The organism is Neorhizobium sp. 2083, from assembly GCF_031455615.1.
Lineage (GTDB): Bacteria > Pseudomonadota > Alphaproteobacteria > Rhizobiales > Rhizobiaceae > Neorhizobium.
This window is the reverse complement of sequence record NZ_JAVDTC010000003.1, coordinates 614,765-635,938: the sequence shown is the minus strand read 5'-3', so window position 1 is coordinate 635,938 and position 21,174 is coordinate 614,765. Positions and strand designations below refer to the sequence as shown.

The window sequence follows — 21,174 nt, the reverse complement described above, 5'->3', positions numbered from 1 at the left end:
GGGCTGGGGTGAAGGTGGTAAATGAAAGGTTTGCGGCTTGCCCCTCATCCCGCTGTCGCCACCTTCCCGCGCGCGGGGAAAGGACGCAAGCTACAGCGGCCTGCCCCAATCACCAACAGAGAGCGGGGCAAGTCCCCTCGCCCCCGTTTACGGGGAGAGGGTTAGGGTGAGGGGCATACTTCGCAAAGCTAAAACCCCTACCTCTGCGCCCCGATATCCGACGCCCCAACTGAAGGCGCGGCGTTGCCCCAGCTGTTGCGGACATAGGTGAGCACCGCTGCTACCTGTTCGTCCGAGAGCTTCCAGCCGAGCGAGGGCATGGCGGGCGTGGTCCTGGCTTCCGGCGTATGCACCGCCTGGCTGCCCTGCAGGACCAGGCGTGCCAGCGTTTCGGCGCTCGGCTGCTGCACGATCGTGCTGCCGGCGAGTGCGGGGAAGAGCTGGTTCGCGCCCTTGCCATCGCCGCCATGGCAGGCGGAACAGGTGTCGTGGTAGATCGCCGCCCCGACCTTCATGCGCGCATCGCTCGCAGGGATCGGCTGCGGTTTCTGCGCCGGGCCGCCCTGCGTGCTCTTGAGATAGGTGGCGATCGCGTGCACGTCCTCGTCGGTCATCAGGGAGGTCGAGGCCTGGATCGCTTCCGCCATCGGGCCGGATGCGATCGTATGCCCGTTGGTGCCGGTCTTCAGATACTGGACGATCTGATCCTCGCTCCAGCTGCCAACGCCGATGTAGGAATTGCCGGTGATGTTGGGCGCATACCATCCCTGCAGCGAGGCGCCTTCGAGAGCCTCGCTGGTCTTGTCCGCGCCGAGCACCGTCTTCGGCGAATGGCAGGTGCCGCAATGGCCCGGCCCCTGGACGATATAGGCGCCGCGGTTCCATTCCGGCGATTTCGACGGATCGGGCCGGAATTCGCCGGGCGTGAAATTCAAGATGTTCCAGCCCATCATCGAAAGCCGGATGTTGAAGGGGAACGGCAGCTGGTTGGATTCGACCGGGTTGAACACCGGATCGACGGTCCTGAGATAGGACCAGAGGTTGCCGATGTCCCTGTCGGTCATCTTCGTATAGGCCGGATAGGGCATGGCGGGATAGAGCCGCTTGCCGTCATGGCCGATACCGTTCTTCAGCGCATTGCGGAAATCCGCCTCCGTCCAGTTGCCGATCCCGGATGCCTTGTCGGGCGTGATGTTCGGCGGAATGATCTGTCCGAAGGGCGTTTCGAGCGGCAGCCCGCCGGAAAGCGGTTTTGCCCCCGGCGCGGTGTGACAGGCGGCGCAATCGCCAAGGATCGCCTGGTAGCGGCCGCGGATGATCTCGTCCGCCTGGTCGGGAGCCTGGGCGAATGCGAGACCGGCGGAGAGCGCGGTTGCGGCAAGTGTGAGGGAAAAAAGGATCCTGCTCATGCCGACACCAGAGGCTGGCCCGGGTTGCGGAGATATTGCTGACGGATGGCATCCGCCGCATGGTAGGCGAGCGCCCCCACCGTGCCGGTTGGGTTCTTGCCGGCATTGTGGGCGAAGGCGGAAGCGCCGACCACGAAGACGTTGGCGACGTCCCAGCTCTGCAGGTATTTGTTGACGGCGCTGGTCTTCGGATCGGTGCCCATGATCGCGCCCCCGGTATTGTGGGTGCTCTGGTAAGGTACCGAATCCCAGCCCTTCTTGCGGCGGGTATTGGTATATTGCCGGCCGCCGAAAGCCTTGGCGATCTCCTCCATCCGGTCCGAAACCCAGTTCGACATGCGGATGTCGTTGTCCGGGAAATCGAAGGTGAAGCGCAGGAGCGGGCGCCCGAACCGGTCCGTATAGGTCGGGTCGAGATCGAGATAATTGCCGCGGGTCGGGTAGCTCGAGCCTTGGGACGAGAAGCCGAGCGTCGACTTGTAGGCCTTGACCGTCTCCTTTTTCCAGTCGCTGCCCCAGCGCGGCGTGCCGGGCGGGGTCGGACGGGTCTGGATCGGCCGTCCGTTGGAGGGGATGCAATTGATGCCGGCGCCGCCGACGAAATCGAGCGGCCCGTGGTCGAAGGCATCGCCGTTGTAATCATCCACGGTCTGGCCGAGCGCGCCGGCCGCGACGAACGGATTGAAATTCTTGTCGTCGAAGAAAACCTGCGCGCCGGCATTGGTCTGGTAACAGTAGTTACGCCCGACCGTGCCCTCGCCGGTGTTCGGATCGTAGATCTGGCCGATCCCCGACAGCATCATCAGCCGGACATTGTGGAGCCCGTAGGCGCAGAGCAGCACGATATCGGCCGGCTGGAAGAATTCTTCGCCCGACGTATTCACATAGGTGACGCCGCGGGCGTGTTTTTTGGAGACGTCCAGATCCACATGCAGGACTTCGGATTCTGTGCGGACCTCGAAATTCTTCTTCTTCATCAGCACCGGCAGGATGGTCGTCTGGGCCGAGGATTTCGAATAGTTGGCGCAGCCGAACCGTTCGCAGAAACCGCACATGGTGCATTGGCCCATGGCGATGCCGAGCGGGTTGATATAATCCTTGGAAAGGTTGGCCGCAGGCGTCGGAAACGGGTGCAGGTTCAGAGACTTTGTCACCTCCGCAAACAGCGTCGGCGCATAGGTCATCTGCAAGGGCGGCAGCGGATAGTCGCGCGAGCGCGGATCCTCGAACGGATTGCCGCCCTCCTGGATCTGGCCGTTGATATTGCCCGCCTTGCCGGAAATGCCGGCGAGATATTCGAACCGGTCGAAGGATTTTTCCATCTCGGCGCCGGTCACGCCCCAGTTCTGCAGTTGCAGGTCCTGGATGCGGGCCGCGCCGTAGCGGTCTCTCAGGTGGTCGGCGATCTGGAAGTCGCTGTCCCAGAACCGCCAGGTATGGCCGTTCCAGTGAACACCGGCACCGCCCACCCCGTTGCCGGGCAGGAAGGAGCCATAGTCGCGCATCGGCAGCGCCGTCTGCGACGTGTTATTGCGCATCGTCATCGCTTCGACTGTCGGCTGCAGGAAGAGATCGCGGCGGATGCCGTAACGAAGCTCGTCCTGGACGTAACCGATATTGAAATCGGTTGCCGTATCGCGCCAGGGGCCGCGTTCGATCGCGACGACATCGAGACCGTCCTCGGTCAGTTCATGGGCGAGAATCGCGCCCGTCCAGCCAAGGCCGACGATCACGACGTCCTTGCGGGGTAGAATAGTGGTCATGTCTGTCAGTCCCTACCTGGTCATCCATTCCATCGAGCCCGCGATCGAAACCGGAGGCAGGGGATAGGGTTGGTTGTGTTTGGAAACGTGGTCGCGGTAATCGTATCGCGCGCCGGGGAAACCCAGCATCTTCCACGAGGCCATGTCCTTGTTGCCGCCATAGATCGGATCGGCGAAAAAGCCTTCCATCACGTTGGCGAGCATCAGGTTGAAGAAGGACTTGGCATCCACCTTGTTAGGCAGGCTGATCTTGCCGGCTTCGAGATCCTTGAGGACCGCATCCTGATCGGCGGGCGCAAGCTCGGCAAAGCGCTTGCCGCTCTTGTTGTCGCGGGTAAACGCATTCAGCGCCGCAATGCCGGTGCGATAACGCTGGGCGGGCGTGTCCGCCGCCTGATACCCTTGCGTCGCCAGGCCCGGCATGAATGGGCCCTTGGTATAGAGCCGGCTCGACGTGCCATAGGATCCCACCAGCTGCCTGTCGAGATAGAGGACGCACCCCGCATCCTTGCCGCCGAGCGAGAGTTCGTCCGCCGGTATCAGCCGATCGGCGACCGCCTCCATGGTCTGTGCCTCTTCCGGCGTGAAGAACAGCCAGCCGCCGGGCTTGACCTGTACCGGCGGATCGGCGGAGCGCGCCTCCCAGGGCAGGCTGCCGGAAATGCTGCGTGCCATCACGGGCGCGGCGCTACCCGCGAGAATGGTAAAAGCGACGGAAGAAAGGAATTGGCGCCGCGTCGGGCGCTTAAGACAGTGGCTTTCCATAGGAAGACCTCCCCGGAGAGAAAAGGTCGGTGACGCGCCGGAACGACGTGCGCCGATGGGATCGAACCGAACGGTTCAACAATTCACCTAGAGCAGGCCGGACCTGCGGCAACCCTTCTGGAACATTAAATCGTTGCGGCAGTCGCGTCAGGAATCCGAGCCGCGATGCCCGAGGCGAGCGGAGATGGCGCGTGCCGCGACCAGCAGCGGTTCGGCAAAGCCGTTGAGATTTTTCAGCGACAGGCGCTGGACGGGACCGGCGACCGCGACCGCGCCGACCACCTCAGACTGGGCGTCGCGGATGGGTGCCGCAATGGCGCGCATCCCGAGTTCGTTCTCCTCATCCTCCACCGCATATCCAAGACGGCGGATGTTGCCGAGCAGTTTGTGCAGCTTGTCGGGATCAGTTACAGTCTTCGCGGTTCTCGGCGACAAGGTTCCCCCGATGAGCGCGGCAATGCGGCTTTCCGGCTGGAAGGCCAGCATGGCCCGGCCCGCGGCCGTCGAGTGATAAGGTGCTCGCATGCCGATCTCGGAGCTGATGCGCACGGCCTGCCGGGAAGGCTGGACGCGGATATACATGATCTCCGGCCCGGCCGGGACGGCGAGCAGCACCGTCTCGTCCGTCTCGTTGCGCAGGTCGATGAGCAGCGTGCGCGCTTCGGTGGAAAGGTCCATGCGGTTGCGCACCAGCGAGCCGAGGCCGAAAAGCCCGAGCCCGAGGCGGTAGCGGCCGGTCTCGCGGTTCTGCTCGAGGAAATCCTCCGCCATCAGCGTTACCACCAGCCGGTGGACGGTGCTCTTGGCAATGCCGAGACGGCGGGCAAGCTCGGTGATGCCGATCTCCGCATCGTCGCCCTCGAAGGCCTTGAGAATGCGGATCGCCAGGGAAACCGACGAAAGCCGGCCCTTCTGGTCCTCGTCCTGCAGGCCCGCCATTCCCATTTCCCCCAAAGCCGACATGCCATTGGCCCTCCCGTGGCAGCTGTCGATACGCGATCGCAACAGCGTCGTTGACAGTCCGACGTTCACGGGAATATTCTATTAATGGACCATCGTTCCACATAGAAGAACACATGTCGGCCGCCTGGGCAAGCGGAAACACGGTCGGTGAACGCGCGGCCTGCACCCGGAAAACCGGCTGACGAACCAGGACTTGAACTGAAAGACCACCCGATTGGACACCCGCAAGACCGTGCCGCTGATCGTCGCGTCGGCCCTCATCATGCAGCAGATCGATTCGACGGCGATCGCCACGGCCCTGCCGACGATTGCCGATGCGCTCGGCGAACCGGCGCTCGCGCTGCATTCAACGATCACCGTCTATATATTGTCGCTCGGTGTGTTCCTTCCCCTGAGCGGCTGGCTCGCCGACCGGTTCGGCGCCCGGCGGGTATTCTGTTCGGCAATCGCGCTGTTCACCTTCGCGTCGCTGCTCTGCGCCGCCTCGACCACACTCACCATGCTGATCGCGGCGCGTACCCTCCAGGGCTTCGGGGGTGCTTTGATGTTGCCGACGGCGCGGCTGATCCTGGTGCGATCCGTGCCCCGCGAGGAACTGGTCTCCGCCATGGTGCTGATGAGCATGCCGGCCGTCGTCGGCCCGGCGATCGGGCCGCTGCTTGGCGGTTTCATCACGGGCATCAGTTCGTGGCACTGGATCTTCTGGATCAATCTGCCGGTCGGCATCGTCGCGATCATCCTGACGCTCGCGCTGATCCGCAAGATCCCGCCGGCCGAGCGCACCTCCTTCGATTTTCCGGGCTTCATCCTCACCGGCTTCGGCATCGGCGCCGTCATCTTCGGCTTGGATTCCTTTGCTCGCGGCGCGAATTTCAGTGCCTTGGTCCTGGCACTGGCCGGTTTTGCGCTGCTCGGGCTTTATATTCGCCATGCGCGCAGGACGCCCAATGCCATCCTCGACCTGAAGCTCTTCCGCTATCCGACCTTCCGTACGAGCGTCACGGGCGGTTCGCTGTTCAGGATCAGCATGGGCGCCCTGCCCTTCATGCTGCCGCTGCTGATGCAGGAAATCTTCCACTACACGCCGCTGCAATCCGGCGCGATCACCTTCGTCTCGACGATCGGCGCATTCGGCATGCGAACCATGACGAGACGCATCCTGCGTCGTTTCGGTTTCCGGAACGTGCTTCTGTGGAACGCGCTGATCGCCAGCGCCTCGATGGCGCTGCTCGCCACATTCACGCCTGGTACGGCGCCTGCCGTCATGGTCGTGATCATCCTGCTCGGCGGGTTCTTCAGGGCCTTGCAGTTCACCTCGCTCAACACGCTGACATTCGCGGAAACCGGGGATTCGGAGATGAGCCATGCAACCTCGCTCTCCCAGATGGCGCAGCGCATCGCCCAGAGCACCGGCGTCGCGATGTCGGCCATGCTTCTGAACTACTTTTCCGGTGGCGCGGAGACGCTCACCAACTTCGCTTTCGCCATGTCCTTCACCATCATCGCGATCATCTCGGCCTCGTCCTGCATCTCGTTCTTTCGCTTGTCCGCAACAGCCGGCGACGTGCTCTCCGGCCGGAACAGCAAGGTAAAGGAAGAGCCGATGGCAGCGGAACCGGCGGACGCCGCGCAATAGGGGGGCGGCGGCGGCCAGGCGTGAGGAATTTTAAAGCTCGCCGACATTGGCCGGCGAGCCCTCCGTGGCTGCAACCCCATGTGTGATCGGTCGCAGCCAACGTGAGCGGTCGCGCGGGTGTGCGGCCTCGGCCAGGCCGTCCGCAACTCACGGCTGCGGGCCTGCGGAGCACGGACACGCCGGCAGTTATTCTCTTCGGTCCTTCAGTCCCAAGAAGACTATTGGACCTGCGAAGCGACGTGTCGTGTCGTTGGAGCTTTGGTCGGCTTTGCGTCGACCGGGACGATATCGACTACCTCGGACAGCAGGAACTGCTTCGGAGAACCGCAGATGGTTGCGTAGACGATCCGGTCTAATATTTTCAGGCTTTCGGACACGAATGTCCTTTGGTCGCCATTATCGAGTACCGATACAACGTACATGTTGATCCCATAGAGGTTAGCCGCGCAGGTCATTCGCGCATCCTTATTTCTTAGCCAGCCATGGTTAATGCGCGGTTAATTCGGTCTTGGCGGCCCGTGGCAAACTGCTCCGGCGCAGCGGTGCCAACCTCTTTGATACCTCTCTGCCACTCTGCCTTCGTCCCTCCTCCTGTCCGAAATCCGCATGAAATTCGCCACCGCCCCTTGAAACAAATTAGTTAGCATGCTAACTAGTGGCCAGAAAATTAGCACACTAACTTTAAGCTCACGATGAAACCCGATCCGATCGCATCCGACTTCCTCGAGGCGCTGACCAAGGTCAGCCGCAAGATCCGCACGGCTTTCAATCAGCAGGTGACGGCGCATGGGCTGACCTATCCGCGCGCCCGCGCCCTGTTCCGCCTCGCCAAGAAGCAGAACATGACCCAGAGCGAGCTTGCCTGCGAACTGGAACTCGAACAGGCCACCATGGTACGCCTCCTCGACCGGATGGAGGAGAACGGCTTGATCGAACGACGGCCGGATCCGAACGACCGCCGCGTCAAGCTTCTGTTCCTGACCGCCCATGGCGAGGAACAGGCAAACCTCGTCCGTTCCATCGGCGAACGTATGCGAGAGCAGATCTTCCAGGATATCGACCCCGGTCAGATGCAGGTCGCCATGGCGCTGTTCGATCGGATCACGGCCAATATCGGCGAGCTGGAGGACATCGATGTCCCCGCGTGAGGCAATGGCAAGGCAGGAAGACGCAACGATCATACGGCCGGATTTCCGCAGGAACGCGGAGCCGGCCAAAACCGTTGCGGCTATCGAGCCGGCGCCGGAGCCTGCTGCCGCCTCTCAGCCTGCACCGGCTGCGCCGCCGGTCTTTGCGCCCAAATCCCCGACGATGGTCGCCGCCTACATGCTGGCCGGCACGCTGATCGCGCTGACGCAGGGGCTCGGCATGAGCTTCATCTCCACCAACCTGCAGCAGATCGCCGGCCCGATGGACCTGACCCAGACGGAAGCCACCTGGCTGATGGCAGCCTATCTCTTCCCGAATGCCAGCCTGACGCTGCTGCTCTTCAAGGTGCGCGCCCAATACGGGCTCCGAAATTTCGCCGAGGTGGCGATCGTCGTCTACGTGCTGGTGTGCCTCGGGCATTTCTGGGTCGACAGCTACGAGAGCGCGCTGGCGCTGCGCTTCTTCGCGGGCGTCGCCGCGGCACCGATGACCTCGCTCGGCTTCCTCTACATGCTCGAGCCGGTCTCCCCGGCCAAAAAGATGAGTATCGGTCTCTGCGCCGCGCTGACGGCGCTCGCCCTTCCCTCGCCGGTAACCGGTCTCATTTCTCCCTATCTGCTGAATATCGGCGGTTATCATGCGCTTTATCTGGTCGAGATGGGGCTCGCCATGGTTTCGCTCGGTCTCGTCTACGTGCTGCCGCTCACCTCGCCGCCGCGTGCGAAAGTGATCAGCAGCCTCGACGTTGTCAGCTATATCTTCCTCGCCGTCGCGCTCGGCTGCTTCGCCGTCGTGCTGACCGTCGGCCGGCTCTATTGGTGGACGGCGGTCGACTGGCTCGCCTGGATGATCATCGCAGGCATTGCCGCCTCGGCGATCTTCGCGGCGATCGAGCTCAACCGCAAGAACCATCTGGTCGACATCCGCTGGCTGACCTCCCGAGAGATCCTGCATTTCACCGGCGCGCTGATGGTATCCCGCCTCGTGCTGTCCGAACAGACCAGCGGCGCCGTCAATTTCCTGCGCAATGCCGGCATGCTGAACGAGCAGATGGCCGGCCTCTATTGGATCATTCTCGCCGGTGCCGTCCTCTCCGGCATCGTCTGCGCCATGATCATGAAGCCCGGACGGGAATCCGCGATCCATGCCGTCTCGCTGCTGCTGGTCGCGGTCGGCAGCTATATGGATAGCCACTCGACCATCCTCACCCGGCCGGAGCAGATGTATCTCAGCCAGTTCCTGGTGAGCTTCGCGAGCGGCCTTTTCCTGCCGCCGGCGCTGACGATCGGCATGGGCGCCGCGATGAAGCGTGGCCCGAGCTATATCCTGTCCTTCATCGTCGTCTTTCTCGCCACCCAGAAGATCGGCGGTTATCTCGGCAGCGCGCTCTACGGCACCTTCGTGCAATGGCGCGAGCAGTTCCATTCCTTCCGGCTGGTCTCCGAGCTCGCCTCCACCGATCCGCTGGTCGCCAACCGCCTGAAACAGCTGGGTGGCGCCTATGGCAAGGTGCTGACCGATCCGAACCAGCAGGTGGTGCAGGGTGCGGCCCTGTTCAGCAGGCAGGTGCAGCAGCAGGCCTATGCGCTCGCCTACAACGACTCCTTCCTGCTCACCGCCTATCTGTCGCTCGCAGCGCTTGCCTGCCTTCTCCTCCATGTGGCGTGGCGCAACCGCCATCGGCTTCTGCCTGCGCGGAACCCGATGCCCGCCGCCGCCTGAAGCCCCAAGCAGAACCCAAGAACAAGAAACGAAACTGCCATGTCCAAGATCTTCCGCTTCATTGCCACCTATGTGGCGCTTGCCATCGGTGCCGCCGGCATCGTCGTCGTGCTTTACGCCTGGAACCTGCCGCCCTTCCACGGCTCGGTCGAGACGACCAACGACGCCTACATACGCGGCCAGGTAACCATCCTCAGCCCGCAGCTCGCCGGTTACCTCACCGAAGTGCCGGTCCAGGACTATCAAAGGGTCAGCCGAGGCGACGTGATCGCCCGGATCGACGACCGCATCTATGCGCAGAAGCTCGAACAGGCAAAGGCGGCGCTGGCGACGGCGGAGGCTTCCCTTTCCAATTCCGAACAGAGCCGCAAGTCTGCCGAGGCCAAGATCCAGTCCGCCGGGGCAGCCGTCGAAAGCGCCAATGCCGCCTTCGATGCCGCCCGGACCGCTTACGACCGCACCCAGAGCCTGCTCGAGAAAAACATCGCCACCCAGAGCGAGGCCGAAAAGAACCGCGCCGCCTTCAACCAGGCCCAGGCCGCCGTCCATCAGGCGGAAGCCGCCAAGCTGGTCGCGGAACAGGACCTCAACACGATCGTGGTCAGCCGCAAATCGCTGGAGGCCAGCGTCGAGAGCGCCAAGGCCGCGGTGAAGCTCGCCGAGATCGATCTTGCCAATACCCGCATCACCGCTCCGCAGGACGGCACGCTCGGCGAGGTCGCCGGCCGCGTCGGCCAATATGTCTCGGTCGGCACCCAGATCGGCTCGATCGTGCCGGACAGGGTCTGGGTGGTCGCCAATTTCAAGGAAACCCAGCTCGGCGGCATGACTGCCGGCCAGACGGTGACCTTCACCGTCGATGCCCTGGGAAATGCAGAATTCACCGGCCGGATCGAGCGTTTCGCGCCGGCCACGGGTTCGGAATTCTCAGTCATCAAGGCCGACAACGCGACCGGCAACTTCACCAAGGTCGCCCAGCGCATCCCGGTCCGGATCGCCATCGAGCCGCAACAGAAGCTCACCGACAAGCTCGTCCCTGGCATGTCGGTGGTCGCAAGCGTAGACCTCGCGCAAGGCGGGGCGGCTCTAGCCGAGGCCAAGCTCGACTGATCGCCACCCGCGATCAAAAGCTTGACCGTAGACGATCCGACAAGGAACGCCCCGCGCCTGCTCAGCTTTTTGGCGCGGGGCGTTTTCGTGTTTCAGCCGCTGCCGGGTATTCGCGACCGGCGCATGAAACGGGTGGGCATCATCCGCTTTTCAGCCTTTGGTGCTCCAAGTACTGATGGATATCGGAGCCCTCCCGCATGCCGCATCTCTCCCTGCCCCCGCAAGTCGTAAAGCGCCATTCCCATTTGACGCGGCGCACCAATTGGCTAACATTGCCGGAAACTCCAGGTATCCCATGAGCGTCCGCCCTCCCCAATCGTTCCATCAGCCCGGCTTCACCAACACCGGCTTCAACGTGCTCGAATACGAGCTGATGTCCGAGCGCGCGGCAGCGCTTGGGCGGCAGGGGGTGAAGGTGGAGGAAGCGCTCGCGGCCTTGAATGCGTGGAACCCCGACCGCGACAGCGGGGCGCGGCGGGAGAGCCTTTGCGACGATGCGGCGGATGCCGTCTGGGGACTGTTCATCCAGCGTGAAATCTGCGGACTTCGAAACAATCGCGAAATCATCAAGCGTTATGCGATCCCGAGCGAGGTACTCTCGAGGGTCGGGGCGGTTCGCAAGTAAGCCTCCCGTCGAGTGAAAATTTGAAATTGCCGCGGACCTCTTTTCGGATCTGCGGGCGGAAGATGGATTTGAGCAATGTCGAGACCCGTGATCGGCGTCATCGGAAATACCTATAATGTCGAAAACCGCTTTTCGGCCCAGCTCGTCGGCGAGCAGAACCTCAGGGCCATCGCGGAAGTCACCGGCGCGCTGCCGCTGATGTTTGCCGGCAATCCCGACATCACCGACATTTCGGCGCTGCTCGATACCGTCGACGGCATCCTTTTGACCGGAGCCCGGGCCAATGTCCATCCGAGCCATTTCAACACCGAGCCGCACGCCCGCCACGAACCCTACGATCAGAACCGGGATGCGGTGGCCCTGCCGCTGATCAATGCCTGCGTTGCCGCCGGCATACCGGTTTTCGGCATCTGCCGCGGTTTTCAGGAAATGAATGTCGCGGCCGGTGGATCGCTGCATCCGGAGATCCGAGAACTGCCCGGACGCATGAACCACCGCATGCCACGCCTGGAAAACGGCGAGATCCACCCGGACATGACCGTCGTTTTCGCCGATCGGCATGATGTCCAGCTCATCCCGGACGGCGTCTTCGCCCGTCTCCTCGGCCGCGAGACGATCCGCGTCAATTCGCTCCACGGCCAGGGGATAGACGAACTGGGCAACCGCATCATCGTCGAAGGCGTGGCGGAAGACGGCACGATCGAGGCGATCCGGTTCAAGGAGGCGGAGGGGTTCGCGCTCGGCGTACAATGGCATGCCGAATACGATCCGCAGATCAACCCGATCAACCGCGCCCTGTTCGAGGCTTTCGGCAAGGCCGTAAGGGCACGCAAGAACGGTGGCTGAGGCCTGTTGCGGCAGGGCGTATGACCGCCCTGAAACCGGTGACGGCGGGGTTCAACTTGCCGACACGAAGTTGGCGCATATACTGCCCGTCGTTTTTGGGAGTCGGCAATGCGGGCGCACGCAAGATATCTGGCAATCCTTTTGACAAGTCTTAGCGTCCTTGGCGCGGAGACGGTCCGGGCGCAGGATTTTGCAGGTCCGCTCAGCCCCGGCGCATTTGAAGCCACGATGAACATGGGGCCGATCGCCGAGACGCTGCGCCGGCAGATGCGGCAAGCGGGCAATCAGGGCTCGGCGTCCGGCGCGACCGAAGCCGCCCGGCCTATACGGCCGGAGAGTTTTCGCTATTCCCCCTCGAAATCCCGCCGCGCGGCCAATCTCGCCAGTTTTGTCGCCAAGAGCCGGGCAGCCGATCCGAAGGGGGCGGACGATCTTGCCAGGCTCGTGGCTTCGCAGGACATCATCGAGGCAATACGCGCACCGCTTGCCAAATACGGGATGCGGATCGACAATATCGCCGACGCCTATCGGCCTGGTGGATCGGCGCCTGGCAGGCCACGCGCGGTTCAACCGACGATCCGAGCCAGGCCGCAACGGCTGCCGTTCGCCAGCAGGTGATGCGCACGATGGCTTCCGTTCCCGAATTCGCCACCGCCAATGACAGCTTCAAGCAATCCATGTCGGAAGCGCTGTTCCTGCAGGCGATGCTGCTTGGCGTCGGGCTCGAACAAGCCAAGGGCAATCCAGCCCAGACAAAGGCGATCGGCCGTGCCGCGGCTGAAGGAGCCCGCAGCATGGGGCTCGATCTTTCTGCCATGGTCCTGACCGACGAAGGATTCAAGCCGGCAGACTGAGCAGGCTGCCCGTCCTGACCAGGAACGCGGCTGCCGTCGTCAAGGAATTGCGCTGGCCATTGGCATCGCCGCCCCTCCGGGTGGAGTAGCCCGTTCTGCGGTCTTGGCAACCGGGAAAACCAGGAATAGCCTCGATAGCGGAAGCTTGGGAGGGCGCCATGACATCCAGTTTCAATGTCCGCAGTGCTGGCGGTTACGAACAGCTCATGGGCCGCTGGAGCCAGAGACTGGCGCCGTTGTTCATCGATTTCGCCGGCCTTGCCGAAGGTGAAAAGGTTCTCGACGTCGGCTGCGGCACCGGCAGCCTGACATTCGCACTTCCGAAAGCGGCCAATCTCTCTGAAATCGCGGCGATCGACTATTCGCCCGTTTTCGTCGAGGAGGCGATCCGCCGCAACACCGATCCGAAGATCAGGATCAGCCAGGCGGATGCCTGCGCGCTGCCGTTCCCGGACGGATATTTCGACCGGGCGATGGCGCTTCTCGTGCTGCATTTCATTCCCGAGGCGGACAAGGCTATCGCCGAGATGCGGCGGGTCGTGCGCCCCGGCGGCGTCGTCGCTGCCACCGTCTGGGACCATCTCGGCGGCATGCCGGCGATGCGGATGATGTGGGACACCTTGTCGATGCTGGATGACAATGCCCGCCAGATGCGAAGCCATCACTTCTTCCAGCCGATGATGCAGCCGGGCGAGATGAAGCAGAGCTTCATCCGCCAGGGCCTTCTCGACGTGACGGAGGCGTCGCTGACGATCCGCATGGATTTCCAGTCCTTCGACGACTATTGGGGGCCGATCGCCGCCGGCGAAGGCCCGCTTGGAAAATATGTGGCGTCGCTGGACCCGGTGCTTCGAACAAAAGCGGATGCGGCTGTCAGGGCGGCCTACGAGGCCGGGAGACCGGACGGGCCGCGGTCGTTCGTCTCTGTCGCGTGGGCCTGCCGGGGCGTGGTTCCCTCCGCCTGATCTTCCTGATAGCGCAAACACAAAGCCCTCCCGGCATTTCACCGGGAGGGCTTTTTCATCTCATCCCATGCGGCGGATCAATGCGTCGAATTCGCGTGCCCGCCCTTCTTCTTCGCATCATGGGTGTGGTGGCTGTCGCGTTCACCGCCACCGCCGGAAACCCGGCTGGCGGAGCGCCGGTTGTCGTCGGCCGACGGCTTCTTCACCTCCAGCGGCACGCCCTTTTTTGCATTCGGGGCATTTTCATGGGACGCGCCCGGACCGCCCTGACGGATGCTAGCCGGTGTCTTCTGCGATGTCGACATGATGAGGCTCCCTATCGGTCTTGCTGATGACCCTGATGAGTGGTGTTGACCTTGGTATTGCCTTGCTGGCCCTGCTTGCCGGGATCGTTGGCCGGCTGCAGCTTGCCACGCTGGATGTCGGACGAATGCGCCTGCTCGCCGGACCCCTTGTGGCTCAGGTTTTCGGAGGGCGTCGGGGGAAGTCTGGTGCTCATGGAGTGCCTCCTTTTCTTCAGGTTTCCCACTGGTGTAACCAACAGGGAGTCCCGATGTTCCATGCAGTGCTGCCGGGCAGGAACCCGCGCGCCGCTGTCGCGTTCGAGCGGAAGACAGACAATACAGGGAGGGCCTGATGAACGACTTCCAGGATCAGCTTGCAGCCGTGATGCAGCAGGCAACGCTGCCGATGGAGCGTAAATGGTGGCACGACGCTACCGTCTATCAGGTCTATCCGCGCAGTTTCTGCGACCTGAACGGCGACGGCATCGGCGATATTCCCGGAATCACTTCCAAGCTCGACTATCTCAAGTCGCTCGGCATCGACGTGATCTGGCTGTCTCCGATCTACAAGTCGCCGATGGACGACAACGGTTACGACATTTCCGATTACCAGGATATCGCGCCGGAGTTCGGCACGCTCGCCGATTTCGACAGGCTGGTGGCGGAGGCAAAAAAACGCGGCATCGGCATCGTGCTCGATCTCGTCGTCAACCACACGTCGGACGAACATCCGTGGTTCCTCGAAAGCCGCAAGGGGCCGGATAATCCGTTCCGCGACTTCTATATCTGGCGCAAACCGGCCGCGGACGACGGTCCGCCGAACGGCCTCAAATCCTCCTTCGGCGGACCGGCCTGGACGCTCGATCCCGAAAGCGGCGAATATTATCTCCACCTGTTTTCGAGACGACAGCCGGATCTCAACTGGGAAAACCCGAAAGTCCGCGCCGAGATCTACAGGATGATGAACTGGTGGCTGGAGCGCGGCATCGCCGGTTTTCGTATGGATGTCATCGACTATATCGGCAAGCAGGTGGATCAGGAGATCATCCATGACGGTCCGCATCTGCACGACTATCTGCAGGAGATGAACCGGGAAACCTTCGGAAACCGGGATATCATGACCGTCGGCGAGACCTGGAGCGCGACGCCCGGTTCCGCTCTCCTATATTCCGGCCGCAACCGCCACGAGCTGTCGATGGTCTTCCAGTTCGAGCACGTCACCCAGCAATGGGACGAGGTCTACGGCAAGTGGCGATCGAAACCGTTCGACCTCGTGAAGCTGAAATCCGTGCTCGGCAAATGGCAATATGCCCTTTCCGACGACGGCTGGAATTCGCTGTTCTGGGGCAATCACGACCTGCCGCGCGCCGTGTCCAAATATGGCGACGCGACCGGCTATCCCGTTGAATCGGCCAAGATGCTGGCGACCGTGCTGCACCTGATGAAGGGAACGCCCTTCATCTACCAGGGCGAAGAGATCGGCATGACCAACGTGCCCTTCACCACGATCGAGCAATATCGCGATATCGAGACGCTCAACATGCACCGGCTGCATATCGAGGCCGGCCTGTCGCCCGCGGAATTCATCAAGGGCGCCAACGAAAACGGTCGCGACAATGCCCGCACCCCGATGCAATGGAGCGCCGCGCCTTACGGCGGCTTTTCAACGGGCGTGCCATGGATCGAGGTGAACCCCAATTACCCGACGATCAATGCGGAACTGGAAATGACCGACGAAAAGTCGATCTGGAACCATTACCGCAAGCTGATCGCACTTCGGAAAGCTCATGAGGTGATCGTCTATGGCACCTATCAAAGCTGGCTGGACAGCCACCCGGATGTGTTCGTCTATTCGCGCACGCTCGACAGGCAGCAGCTGGTGGTGGTGGCGAACTTCACGGCCCGGGAGGTGACGGTCGAGATGCCCGGCGAATTGCGGATGTCGGGCGAGGGTTTGATCTCGAACTACGAGCCGGTGAATGCACTCGGCGAGAGCCTGACGCTGGGGCCCTACGAGGCTTTTGCGATTCTGGCGCGTTTGCCTTGAGGGTTGCGCGTGGTTCTGCCCCTCATCCGGCTGCCGCTACCTTCTCCCCGTTTTGACGGGGAGAAGGGGATATGACGCACCGTCTTCGTCCCTCTTCAACGGGAGACACGACTTGCAATCGGCTGTCGGTGATTAAGGCGATACCATAGCGACTTGCGTCCTTCTCCCCGCGCGCGGGGAGAAGGTGGCGGCAGCCGGATGAGGGGCAACCGCCCGGCACCCTATAGCCGCATCAAGCCGCCTTCACCCGCAGCAACCGCAGCGCATTGATCGTCACCAGAACCGTCGCCCCGGTATCGGCGAGGATCGCCGGCCATAAGCCGGTAATGCCGATGATGGTGGTCACCAGGAAGACGGCCTTGAGGCCAAGCGCGATCGAAATGTTCTGGTAGATGTTGCGCATCGTCCGCTTCGACAGTTCGATCATTGCGGCGATGTCGCCAACCCGGCCGTGCAGCGCTGCGGCGTCGGCTGTCTCCAGCGCCACGTCGGTTCCACCACCGATCGCGATGCCGACATCGGCGGCGGCCAGCGCCGGCGCGTCGTTGATGCCGTCGCCGACCTTGCCGACCACGAAGCCTTGGCGCTTCAGCTCGCCGACGATGCGGCTCTTGTCTTCCGGCATCAGTTCGGCGCGCACCTCGATGCCGAGATCCGTGCCGATCGCGGTTGCGGTGCGGGCATTGTCGCCGGTCAGCATGACGGTCTTGATGCCGGCATCGGTCAGTGCCTTGAGGCCTGCCCTGGCGTCGGGGCGCGGTTCGTCGCGCATCGCGATGGCGCCGGCGAGAACGCCGCCGACGATCAGCACCGAGACAGTCTTGCCCTCGTCGTTCAGCGCGGTGATCCGCCGGGAGTGTGCCATCGGCAGCGAAACCCGCTCGGCCGCAGCCTTGGGCGAGCCAAGGAAAACCTCCTGGCTTTCGACGATAGCCGTGACACCCTTGCCGCCGAGTGCCCTGGCATCCGTTGCAGCGGGGATCTCGACCTCGTCATCGGCGGCCTTGGCAAGGATCGCAACAGCCAGCGGATGGCTGGAGCCGGTTTCGAGCGCGGCGGAAAGGCGCAGCACGTCTTCCGCATTGCGGCCGAAGGCGATGACATCGGTCACCTGCGGTTTGCCGGCCGTCAGCGTGCCGGTCTTGTCGAGCGCGACGGCGGTGATTTTTCCAAGCGTTTCCAGAACCGCGCCGCCTTTCATCAACAGGCCGCGGCGGGCGCCCGACGACAGCGATGCGGCAATCGCCGCCGGCGTCGAGATGACCAGCGCGCAGGGGCAGCCGATCAAGAGGATCGCCAGGCCCTTGTAGACCCATTCGCTCCAGGAAGCGCCGGCAACAAGCGGCGGCAGGATCGCCACCAGAGCAGCAACGGCGACGACACCCGGCGTGTAGTAGCGGGAGAAACGGTCGATGAAACGTTCGGTCGGGGCCTTGCTTTCCTGCGCCTCCTCGACGAGCCGCACGACGCGGGCGATGGTATTGTCTTCGGCGGCTGCCGTGACGCGAACCCGCAGGGCACCATCGCCGTTGATCGTGCCGGCGAATACCGTGTCACCCATGCTTTTGGACACGGGCGTGCTTTCGCCCGTGACCGGTGCTTCGTCGACCGCGCTTTCGCCGGCGACGATCATGCCGTCTGCCGAAATGCGGTCGCCGGGACGAACCAGGATGATCGCACCGACGGCAAGGCTTTCTGCCGGAACTTCGCGGGTCCGGCCGTTCTCTTCGACAATCGCATTTTTCGGCACCAGCGCCGTCAGGCTCTGGATGCTCTGGCGCGCCTTGCCGGCCGCGACCCCTTCCAGCAATTCCCCGATCAGAAACAGGAAGACGACGGCGGCTGCTTCTTCCGACGCGTCGATGACGACCGCACCGACGGCTGCAATCGTCATCAGCATCTCGATCGAGAACGGCGTGCCGGCGAGGGCCGCCATGATTGCGCGACGCGCGATCGGCACGAGGCCGATCAGCATTGCGGCCGTGAAGATATAGGTGTCATAGGCGGGAAGCAGGTGACCAAGTCCATAGGCGGCCGCCAAAGCAATGCCGACCAGGATGGTCAGCCGTCCCTTGGCCGACTTCCACCAAGGTCCGTCCATCGGTCCATGATCGTGGCCGTGAAGACCTTCGATCTGTGCCGAATCGTGGCCGCCGTGGTGATGCGCACCGTCATGGTGGGAGTGGTCGTGGCCGCCGCCATGTCCATGATGGTGGTCGTGATTGTGGGCCTTGCCGTTTTCGCCCTCCAAGGGGGGGATCGAAGGAAGGTCGCCGCTCCGCCGGGCGTTCGCTCCAGCCTTCTGCCCCAGCGCCCTCAGCGTATATCCGAGCCCGGTCACCCGTTTCTCGACTGCGCCGAGGTCGCCGGTTCCGTCATGCGTCACCGTCATCGTGCCGGCCGCGACCGAAACGGACACGTCCTCGACGCCCGGCATACGGCGCACCGCCGTGTCGATCTTCGTCGCGCAGCTGGCGCAATCCATGCCGCCAACCTTGTATCGTGCCTGTGTCGTTGCGTTCATCGTCTCATTCCTGGTGGATCGAGCTACCTCTCTACAACCTCTAGCGACTAGAGCTGCAAGGCCCCGATCGGAAAAAATCACTGGCAAAGCGCATTATCTTTGCTGTAAGCCATGACGGAGACAGGGGCGTCCGGCAAAGCCGGGCTGAGAAGCACCCTTAGAACCTGAACCAGATCATGCTGGCGGAGGGAGTCGTCCGGGCGCTCGCTATTGCGCCCCGCGCCTGCCCCGCCGAAAGAGGCAGACATGCAGACGACGACGCCCCTCGGAACGCCGCTTGAAGAAACCCCCGGCCAGTTGCTGGCTGCGATGCGCACCAAAAACCCGCTCGTGCAGAACATCACCAATTTCGTGGCGATGAACATTGCGGCCAACGTGATGCTCGCCGCCGGCGCCTCTCCCGCCATGGTGCACACGAAGGAAGAAGCCGGCGAGTTCGCCCGCATTGCCGCAGCGCTGACCGTCAATATCGGCACCTTGTCGCCCGATTTCCTGGCCGGCATGAAGGCGGCAGCCGGAGCCGCCTCCGAGGCCGGCAAGCCATGGGTGCTCGATCCCGTCGCCCACTACGCCACCGCCTATCGCCGCGCCGCAGTCGGCGAACTCATGGAGCTGAGGCCGACGGTCATTCGCGGCAACGCCTCGGAAATCATCGCGCTGGCCGGCAGCCGTTCGAGCGGTCACGGTGTCGACAGCGGCGACAGCGTCATGGCGGCGGAAGGTTCGGCGATCGCGCTTGCGCGGCAGAATGCCTGTGTGATCGCGGTCACCGGCGAGGTGGATTTCGTCACCGACGGCCGCCGTTCGGTCCGGGTTCTCGGCGGCTCGGCCCTGATGCCGCGTGTCACCGCGCTCGGCTGCTCGCTCACCTGCCTCACCGGCGCCTTTGCCGCGACCGTCCCCGACAAGCCGTTCGAGGCGACGGTTGCCGCACTCGCCATGTTCGCCGTCGCCGGCGAGGAAGCAGCTCTCACTGCCTCCGGCCCGGGCTTTTTCTCCCCGATCTTCCTCGATCGCCTCGCGGCCCTGACCGGCGAGTCGCTCGATGCACAGGCAAGGATCGTCGCGGCATGACCAAGATCTTCGACCTTTCCGTCTATCTCGTCCTCGACCCGGATCTCTGCCGCGAGATCGGCATGGTCGAGACGACAAGGCTTGCAGTGGCCGGCGGCGCCACCATCGTCCAGCTGCGCGACAAGCAGGCGGATACCGCAAGAATGATCGAAACCGGCCGGGCGCTGAAAGCGGTTCTGGCAGGCACCGGCGTGCCTCTGATCATCAACGACGACGTGGAGGCGGCCATCGCGATCGGAGCCGAAGGACTGCATGTCGGCCAGAGCGACATGGCCGCTGCGATCGCGCGGCAGCGCGTCGGCCACGGCATGATCCTTGGCCTCTCGGTCGAAACCGAGGAACTGGCGCGGCGGGTAGACCCGTCGGTGGTCGATTATGTCGGTATCGGCCCCGTGTTTGCGACCGGCACCAAGCCGGATCACAAGCAGCCCATCGGCTTCGAAGGCCTTGCCCGCATCGTCGCCATGGCGCCGGTTCCGGCAGTCGCGATCGGTGGCGTCAAGGCGCAACACGCCGGCCTCGCGCTCGCCGCCGGCGCCAAGGGCATCGCGGTCGTATCCGCCATCTGCGGCCAGCCCGATCCGCAGGCGGCCGCCCGCGGGATTGCGGCAGAAATCGAAAGGGCTCGTGCATGACCATCAAGAACGTCCTGTCGATCGCCGGATCGGACCCGTCGGGCGGCGCCGGCATCCAGGCCGACCTGAAAACATTCGCCGCGCGCGGCACATATGGCATGGCGGCTCTGACCGCGCTGACGGCCCAGAATACCCAAGGGGTCAGCGGCGTGCACGCGGTGCCGGCAGCCTTCGTCGCAAACCAGATCCGCACCATCTTTCTCGACGTGCGCGTCGATGCCGTGAAGATCGGCATGATCGCCAATGCCGAGATCGCCGAGATCGTCGCAGACGTGCTGCGCCCCTATAGCGATACCGTGCCGATCGTTCTCGATCCGGTGATGATCGCCAAGGGCGGCTCGCCCCTGCTCGCGCTCGATGCGGTGGATGCCGTCACCTACCGGCTGATGCCGATTTCGGCCGTTGTCACCCCCAACCTGCCGGAAGCAGCCGCTCTTCTCGGAGAGACGATCGCCGTGACCCGCGAACAGATGGCGGATCAGGCCGGGCGGCTGCTCAAGATCGGTCCCAAGGCCGTGCTGGTGAAGGGCGGCCATCTGGAAGGCGAGGACAGCCCGGATGTGCTGGCGGATGCGACCGGCATCCACTGGTTCGAGGGCAAGCGCACCGCAACCCGCAACACCCACGGAACCGGCTGCACGCTGTCGAGCGCGATCGCCGCCGAACTCGCCAAGGGCGCGCCGGCAGCGCAGGCGGTCGCGGCCGCAAAAGCCTATCTCGCGGGAGCCATCGCGGCTGCCGATACCCTTGCCGTCGGCGCCGGCCACGGGCCGGTATCGCATTTTTACGAGTGGTGGTGAGGT

Annotated in this window: 20 protein-coding genes and 1 riboswitch; of the genes, 13 read left to right on the top strand and 7 right to left on the bottom strand. The window is 63.5% G+C overall.

From position 1 onward, the window contains the following. Positions 1-197: 197 nt before the first annotated feature. The 4 genes from J2X76_RS15730 to J2X76_RS15715 form a co-directional block, all read right to left on the bottom strand. Positions 198-1,409 (bottom strand): c-type cytochrome, encoded by a 1,212-nt coding sequence (locus tag J2X76_RS15730; protein WP_310217812.1) that lies wholly within the window; start codon positions 1,407-1,409, stop codon positions 198-200. Continuing rightward, complete coding sequence (locus tag J2X76_RS15725; protein ID WP_310217809.1) at positions 1,406-3,172, bottom strand: GMC family oxidoreductase; 1,767 nt, start codon at positions 3,170-3,172, stop codon at positions 1,406-1,408. Before J2X76_RS15725 ends, J2X76_RS15730 begins: the two co-directional genes overlap by 4 nt. A gap of 12 nt (positions 3,173-3,184) precedes the next feature. Then, positions 3,185-3,847 (bottom strand): gluconate 2-dehydrogenase subunit 3 family protein, encoded by a 663-nt coding sequence (locus tag J2X76_RS15720; RefSeq protein WP_310217807.1) that lies wholly within the window; start codon positions 3,845-3,847, stop codon positions 3,185-3,187. A 237-nt stretch (positions 3,848-4,084) separates the two neighbouring features. Beyond that, the gene (locus J2X76_RS15715; protein WP_310217805.1) at positions 4,085-4,876 is read right to left on the bottom strand and encodes an IclR family transcriptional regulator; all 792 of its coding nucleotides are present in this window, start codon (positions 4,874-4,876) and stop codon (positions 4,085-4,087) included. A gap of 238 nt (positions 4,877-5,114) precedes the next feature. On the opposite strand from J2X76_RS15715, the gene J2X76_RS15710 reads away from it, so the two are divergent. From J2X76_RS15710 to J2X76_RS15670, 9 genes are all read left to right on the top strand, one after another. Beyond that, positions 5,115-6,536 carry a DHA2 family efflux MFS transporter permease subunit gene (locus J2X76_RS15710; protein ID WP_310217803.1) on the top strand — a complete coding sequence of 474 codons (1,422 nt, stop codon included), beginning with the start codon at positions 5,115-5,117 and terminating at the stop codon, positions 6,534-6,536. 692 nt (positions 6,537-7,228) lie between these two features. After that, positions 7,229-7,684 (top strand): MarR family transcriptional regulator, encoded by a 456-nt coding sequence (locus J2X76_RS15705; protein WP_310217801.1) that lies wholly within the window; start codon positions 7,229-7,231, stop codon positions 7,682-7,684. Next, positions 7,671-9,407, top strand: a complete 1,737-nt coding sequence (locus J2X76_RS15700; protein ID WP_310217800.1) for an MFS transporter — start codon at positions 7,671-7,673, stop codon at positions 9,405-9,407. Before J2X76_RS15705 ends, J2X76_RS15700 begins: the two co-directional genes overlap by 14 nt. Before the next feature lie 39 nt (positions 9,408-9,446). Next, on the top strand, positions 9,447-10,517 hold the full coding sequence (locus tag J2X76_RS15695) for an HlyD family secretion protein (protein WP_310217797.1): 1,071 nt from the start codon (positions 9,447-9,449) through the stop codon (positions 10,515-10,517). Positions 10,518-10,812: 295 nt separating this feature from the next. Next, on the top strand, positions 10,813-11,142 hold the full coding sequence (locus J2X76_RS15690) for a DUF6665 family protein (protein WP_310217794.1): 330 nt from the start codon (positions 10,813-10,815) through the stop codon (positions 11,140-11,142). 75 nt (positions 11,143-11,217) lie between these two features. Further along, positions 11,218-11,988, top strand: coding sequence for a gamma-glutamyl-gamma-aminobutyrate hydrolase family protein (locus tag J2X76_RS15685; RefSeq protein ID WP_310217791.1), 771 nt, complete (start codon positions 11,218-11,220; stop codon positions 11,986-11,988). 108 nt (positions 11,989-12,096) lie between these two features. Continuing rightward, on the top strand, positions 12,097-12,606 hold the full coding sequence (locus J2X76_RS15680) for a hypothetical protein (RefSeq protein WP_310217787.1): 510 nt from the start codon (positions 12,097-12,099) through the stop codon (positions 12,604-12,606). Continuing rightward, positions 12,528-12,842: a DUF6683 family protein gene (locus J2X76_RS15675; protein WP_310218068.1), complete on the top strand. Its 315-nt coding sequence runs from the start codon at positions 12,528-12,530 to the stop codon at positions 12,840-12,842. The genes J2X76_RS15680 and J2X76_RS15675 overlap by 79 nt, the downstream gene beginning before the upstream one ends. A gap of 158 nt (positions 12,843-13,000) precedes the next feature. Then, positions 13,001-13,807 carry a class I SAM-dependent methyltransferase gene (locus J2X76_RS15670; protein WP_310217785.1) on the top strand — a complete coding sequence of 269 codons (807 nt, stop codon included), beginning with the start codon at positions 13,001-13,003 and terminating at the stop codon, positions 13,805-13,807. A 77-nt stretch (positions 13,808-13,884) separates the two neighbouring features. Here J2X76_RS15670 and J2X76_RS15665 read toward each other — a convergent pair whose 3' ends face one another. Then, complete coding sequence (locus J2X76_RS15665; protein WP_310217783.1) at positions 13,885-14,112, bottom strand: hypothetical protein; 228 nt, start codon at positions 14,110-14,112, stop codon at positions 13,885-13,887. Positions 14,113-14,123: 11 nt separating this feature from the next. Next, positions 14,124-14,306, bottom strand: coding sequence for a hypothetical protein (locus tag J2X76_RS15660; protein ID WP_310217781.1), 183 nt, complete (start codon positions 14,304-14,306; stop codon positions 14,124-14,126). 137 nt (positions 14,307-14,443) lie between these two features. On the opposite strand from J2X76_RS15660, the gene J2X76_RS15655 reads away from it, so the two are divergent. After that, entirely contained in the window at positions 14,444-16,138 is a 1,695-nt protein-coding gene (locus J2X76_RS15655) for an alpha-glucosidase (RefSeq protein WP_310217780.1), read from the top strand. Positions 16,139-16,370: 232 nt separating this feature from the next. Here the strand turns inward: J2X76_RS15655 and J2X76_RS15650 are convergent, their stop codons facing one another. After that, on the bottom strand, positions 16,371-18,662 hold the full coding sequence (locus tag J2X76_RS15650; protein ID WP_310217778.1) for a heavy metal translocating P-type ATPase: 2,292 nt from the start codon (positions 18,660-18,662) through the stop codon (positions 16,371-16,373). Between the two features lie 112 nt (positions 18,663-18,774). Beyond that, positions 18,775-18,870, top strand: a riboswitch (TPP riboswitch). Positions 18,871-18,908: 38 nt separating this feature from the next. Between J2X76_RS15650 and thiM the strand changes: the two genes are divergently transcribed. The 3 genes from thiM to thiD are packed head-to-tail and all read left to right on the top strand — an operon-like array spanning position 18,909 to position 21,171. After that, entirely contained in the window at positions 18,909-19,736 is an 828-nt protein-coding gene (gene thiM / locus J2X76_RS15645) for a hydroxyethylthiazole kinase (protein WP_310217776.1), read from the top strand. After that, entirely contained in the window at positions 19,733-20,371 is a 639-nt protein-coding gene (gene thiE, locus J2X76_RS15640) for a thiamine phosphate synthase (protein ID WP_310217773.1), read from the top strand. Before thiM ends, thiE begins: the two co-directional genes overlap by 4 nt. Then, positions 20,368-21,171: a bifunctional hydroxymethylpyrimidine kinase/phosphomethylpyrimidine kinase gene (gene thiD, locus J2X76_RS15635; protein WP_310217770.1), complete on the top strand. Its 804-nt coding sequence runs from the start codon at positions 20,368-20,370 to the stop codon at positions 21,169-21,171. The genes thiE and thiD overlap by 4 nt, the downstream gene beginning before the upstream one ends. Positions 21,172-21,174: the final 3 nt, after the last annotated feature.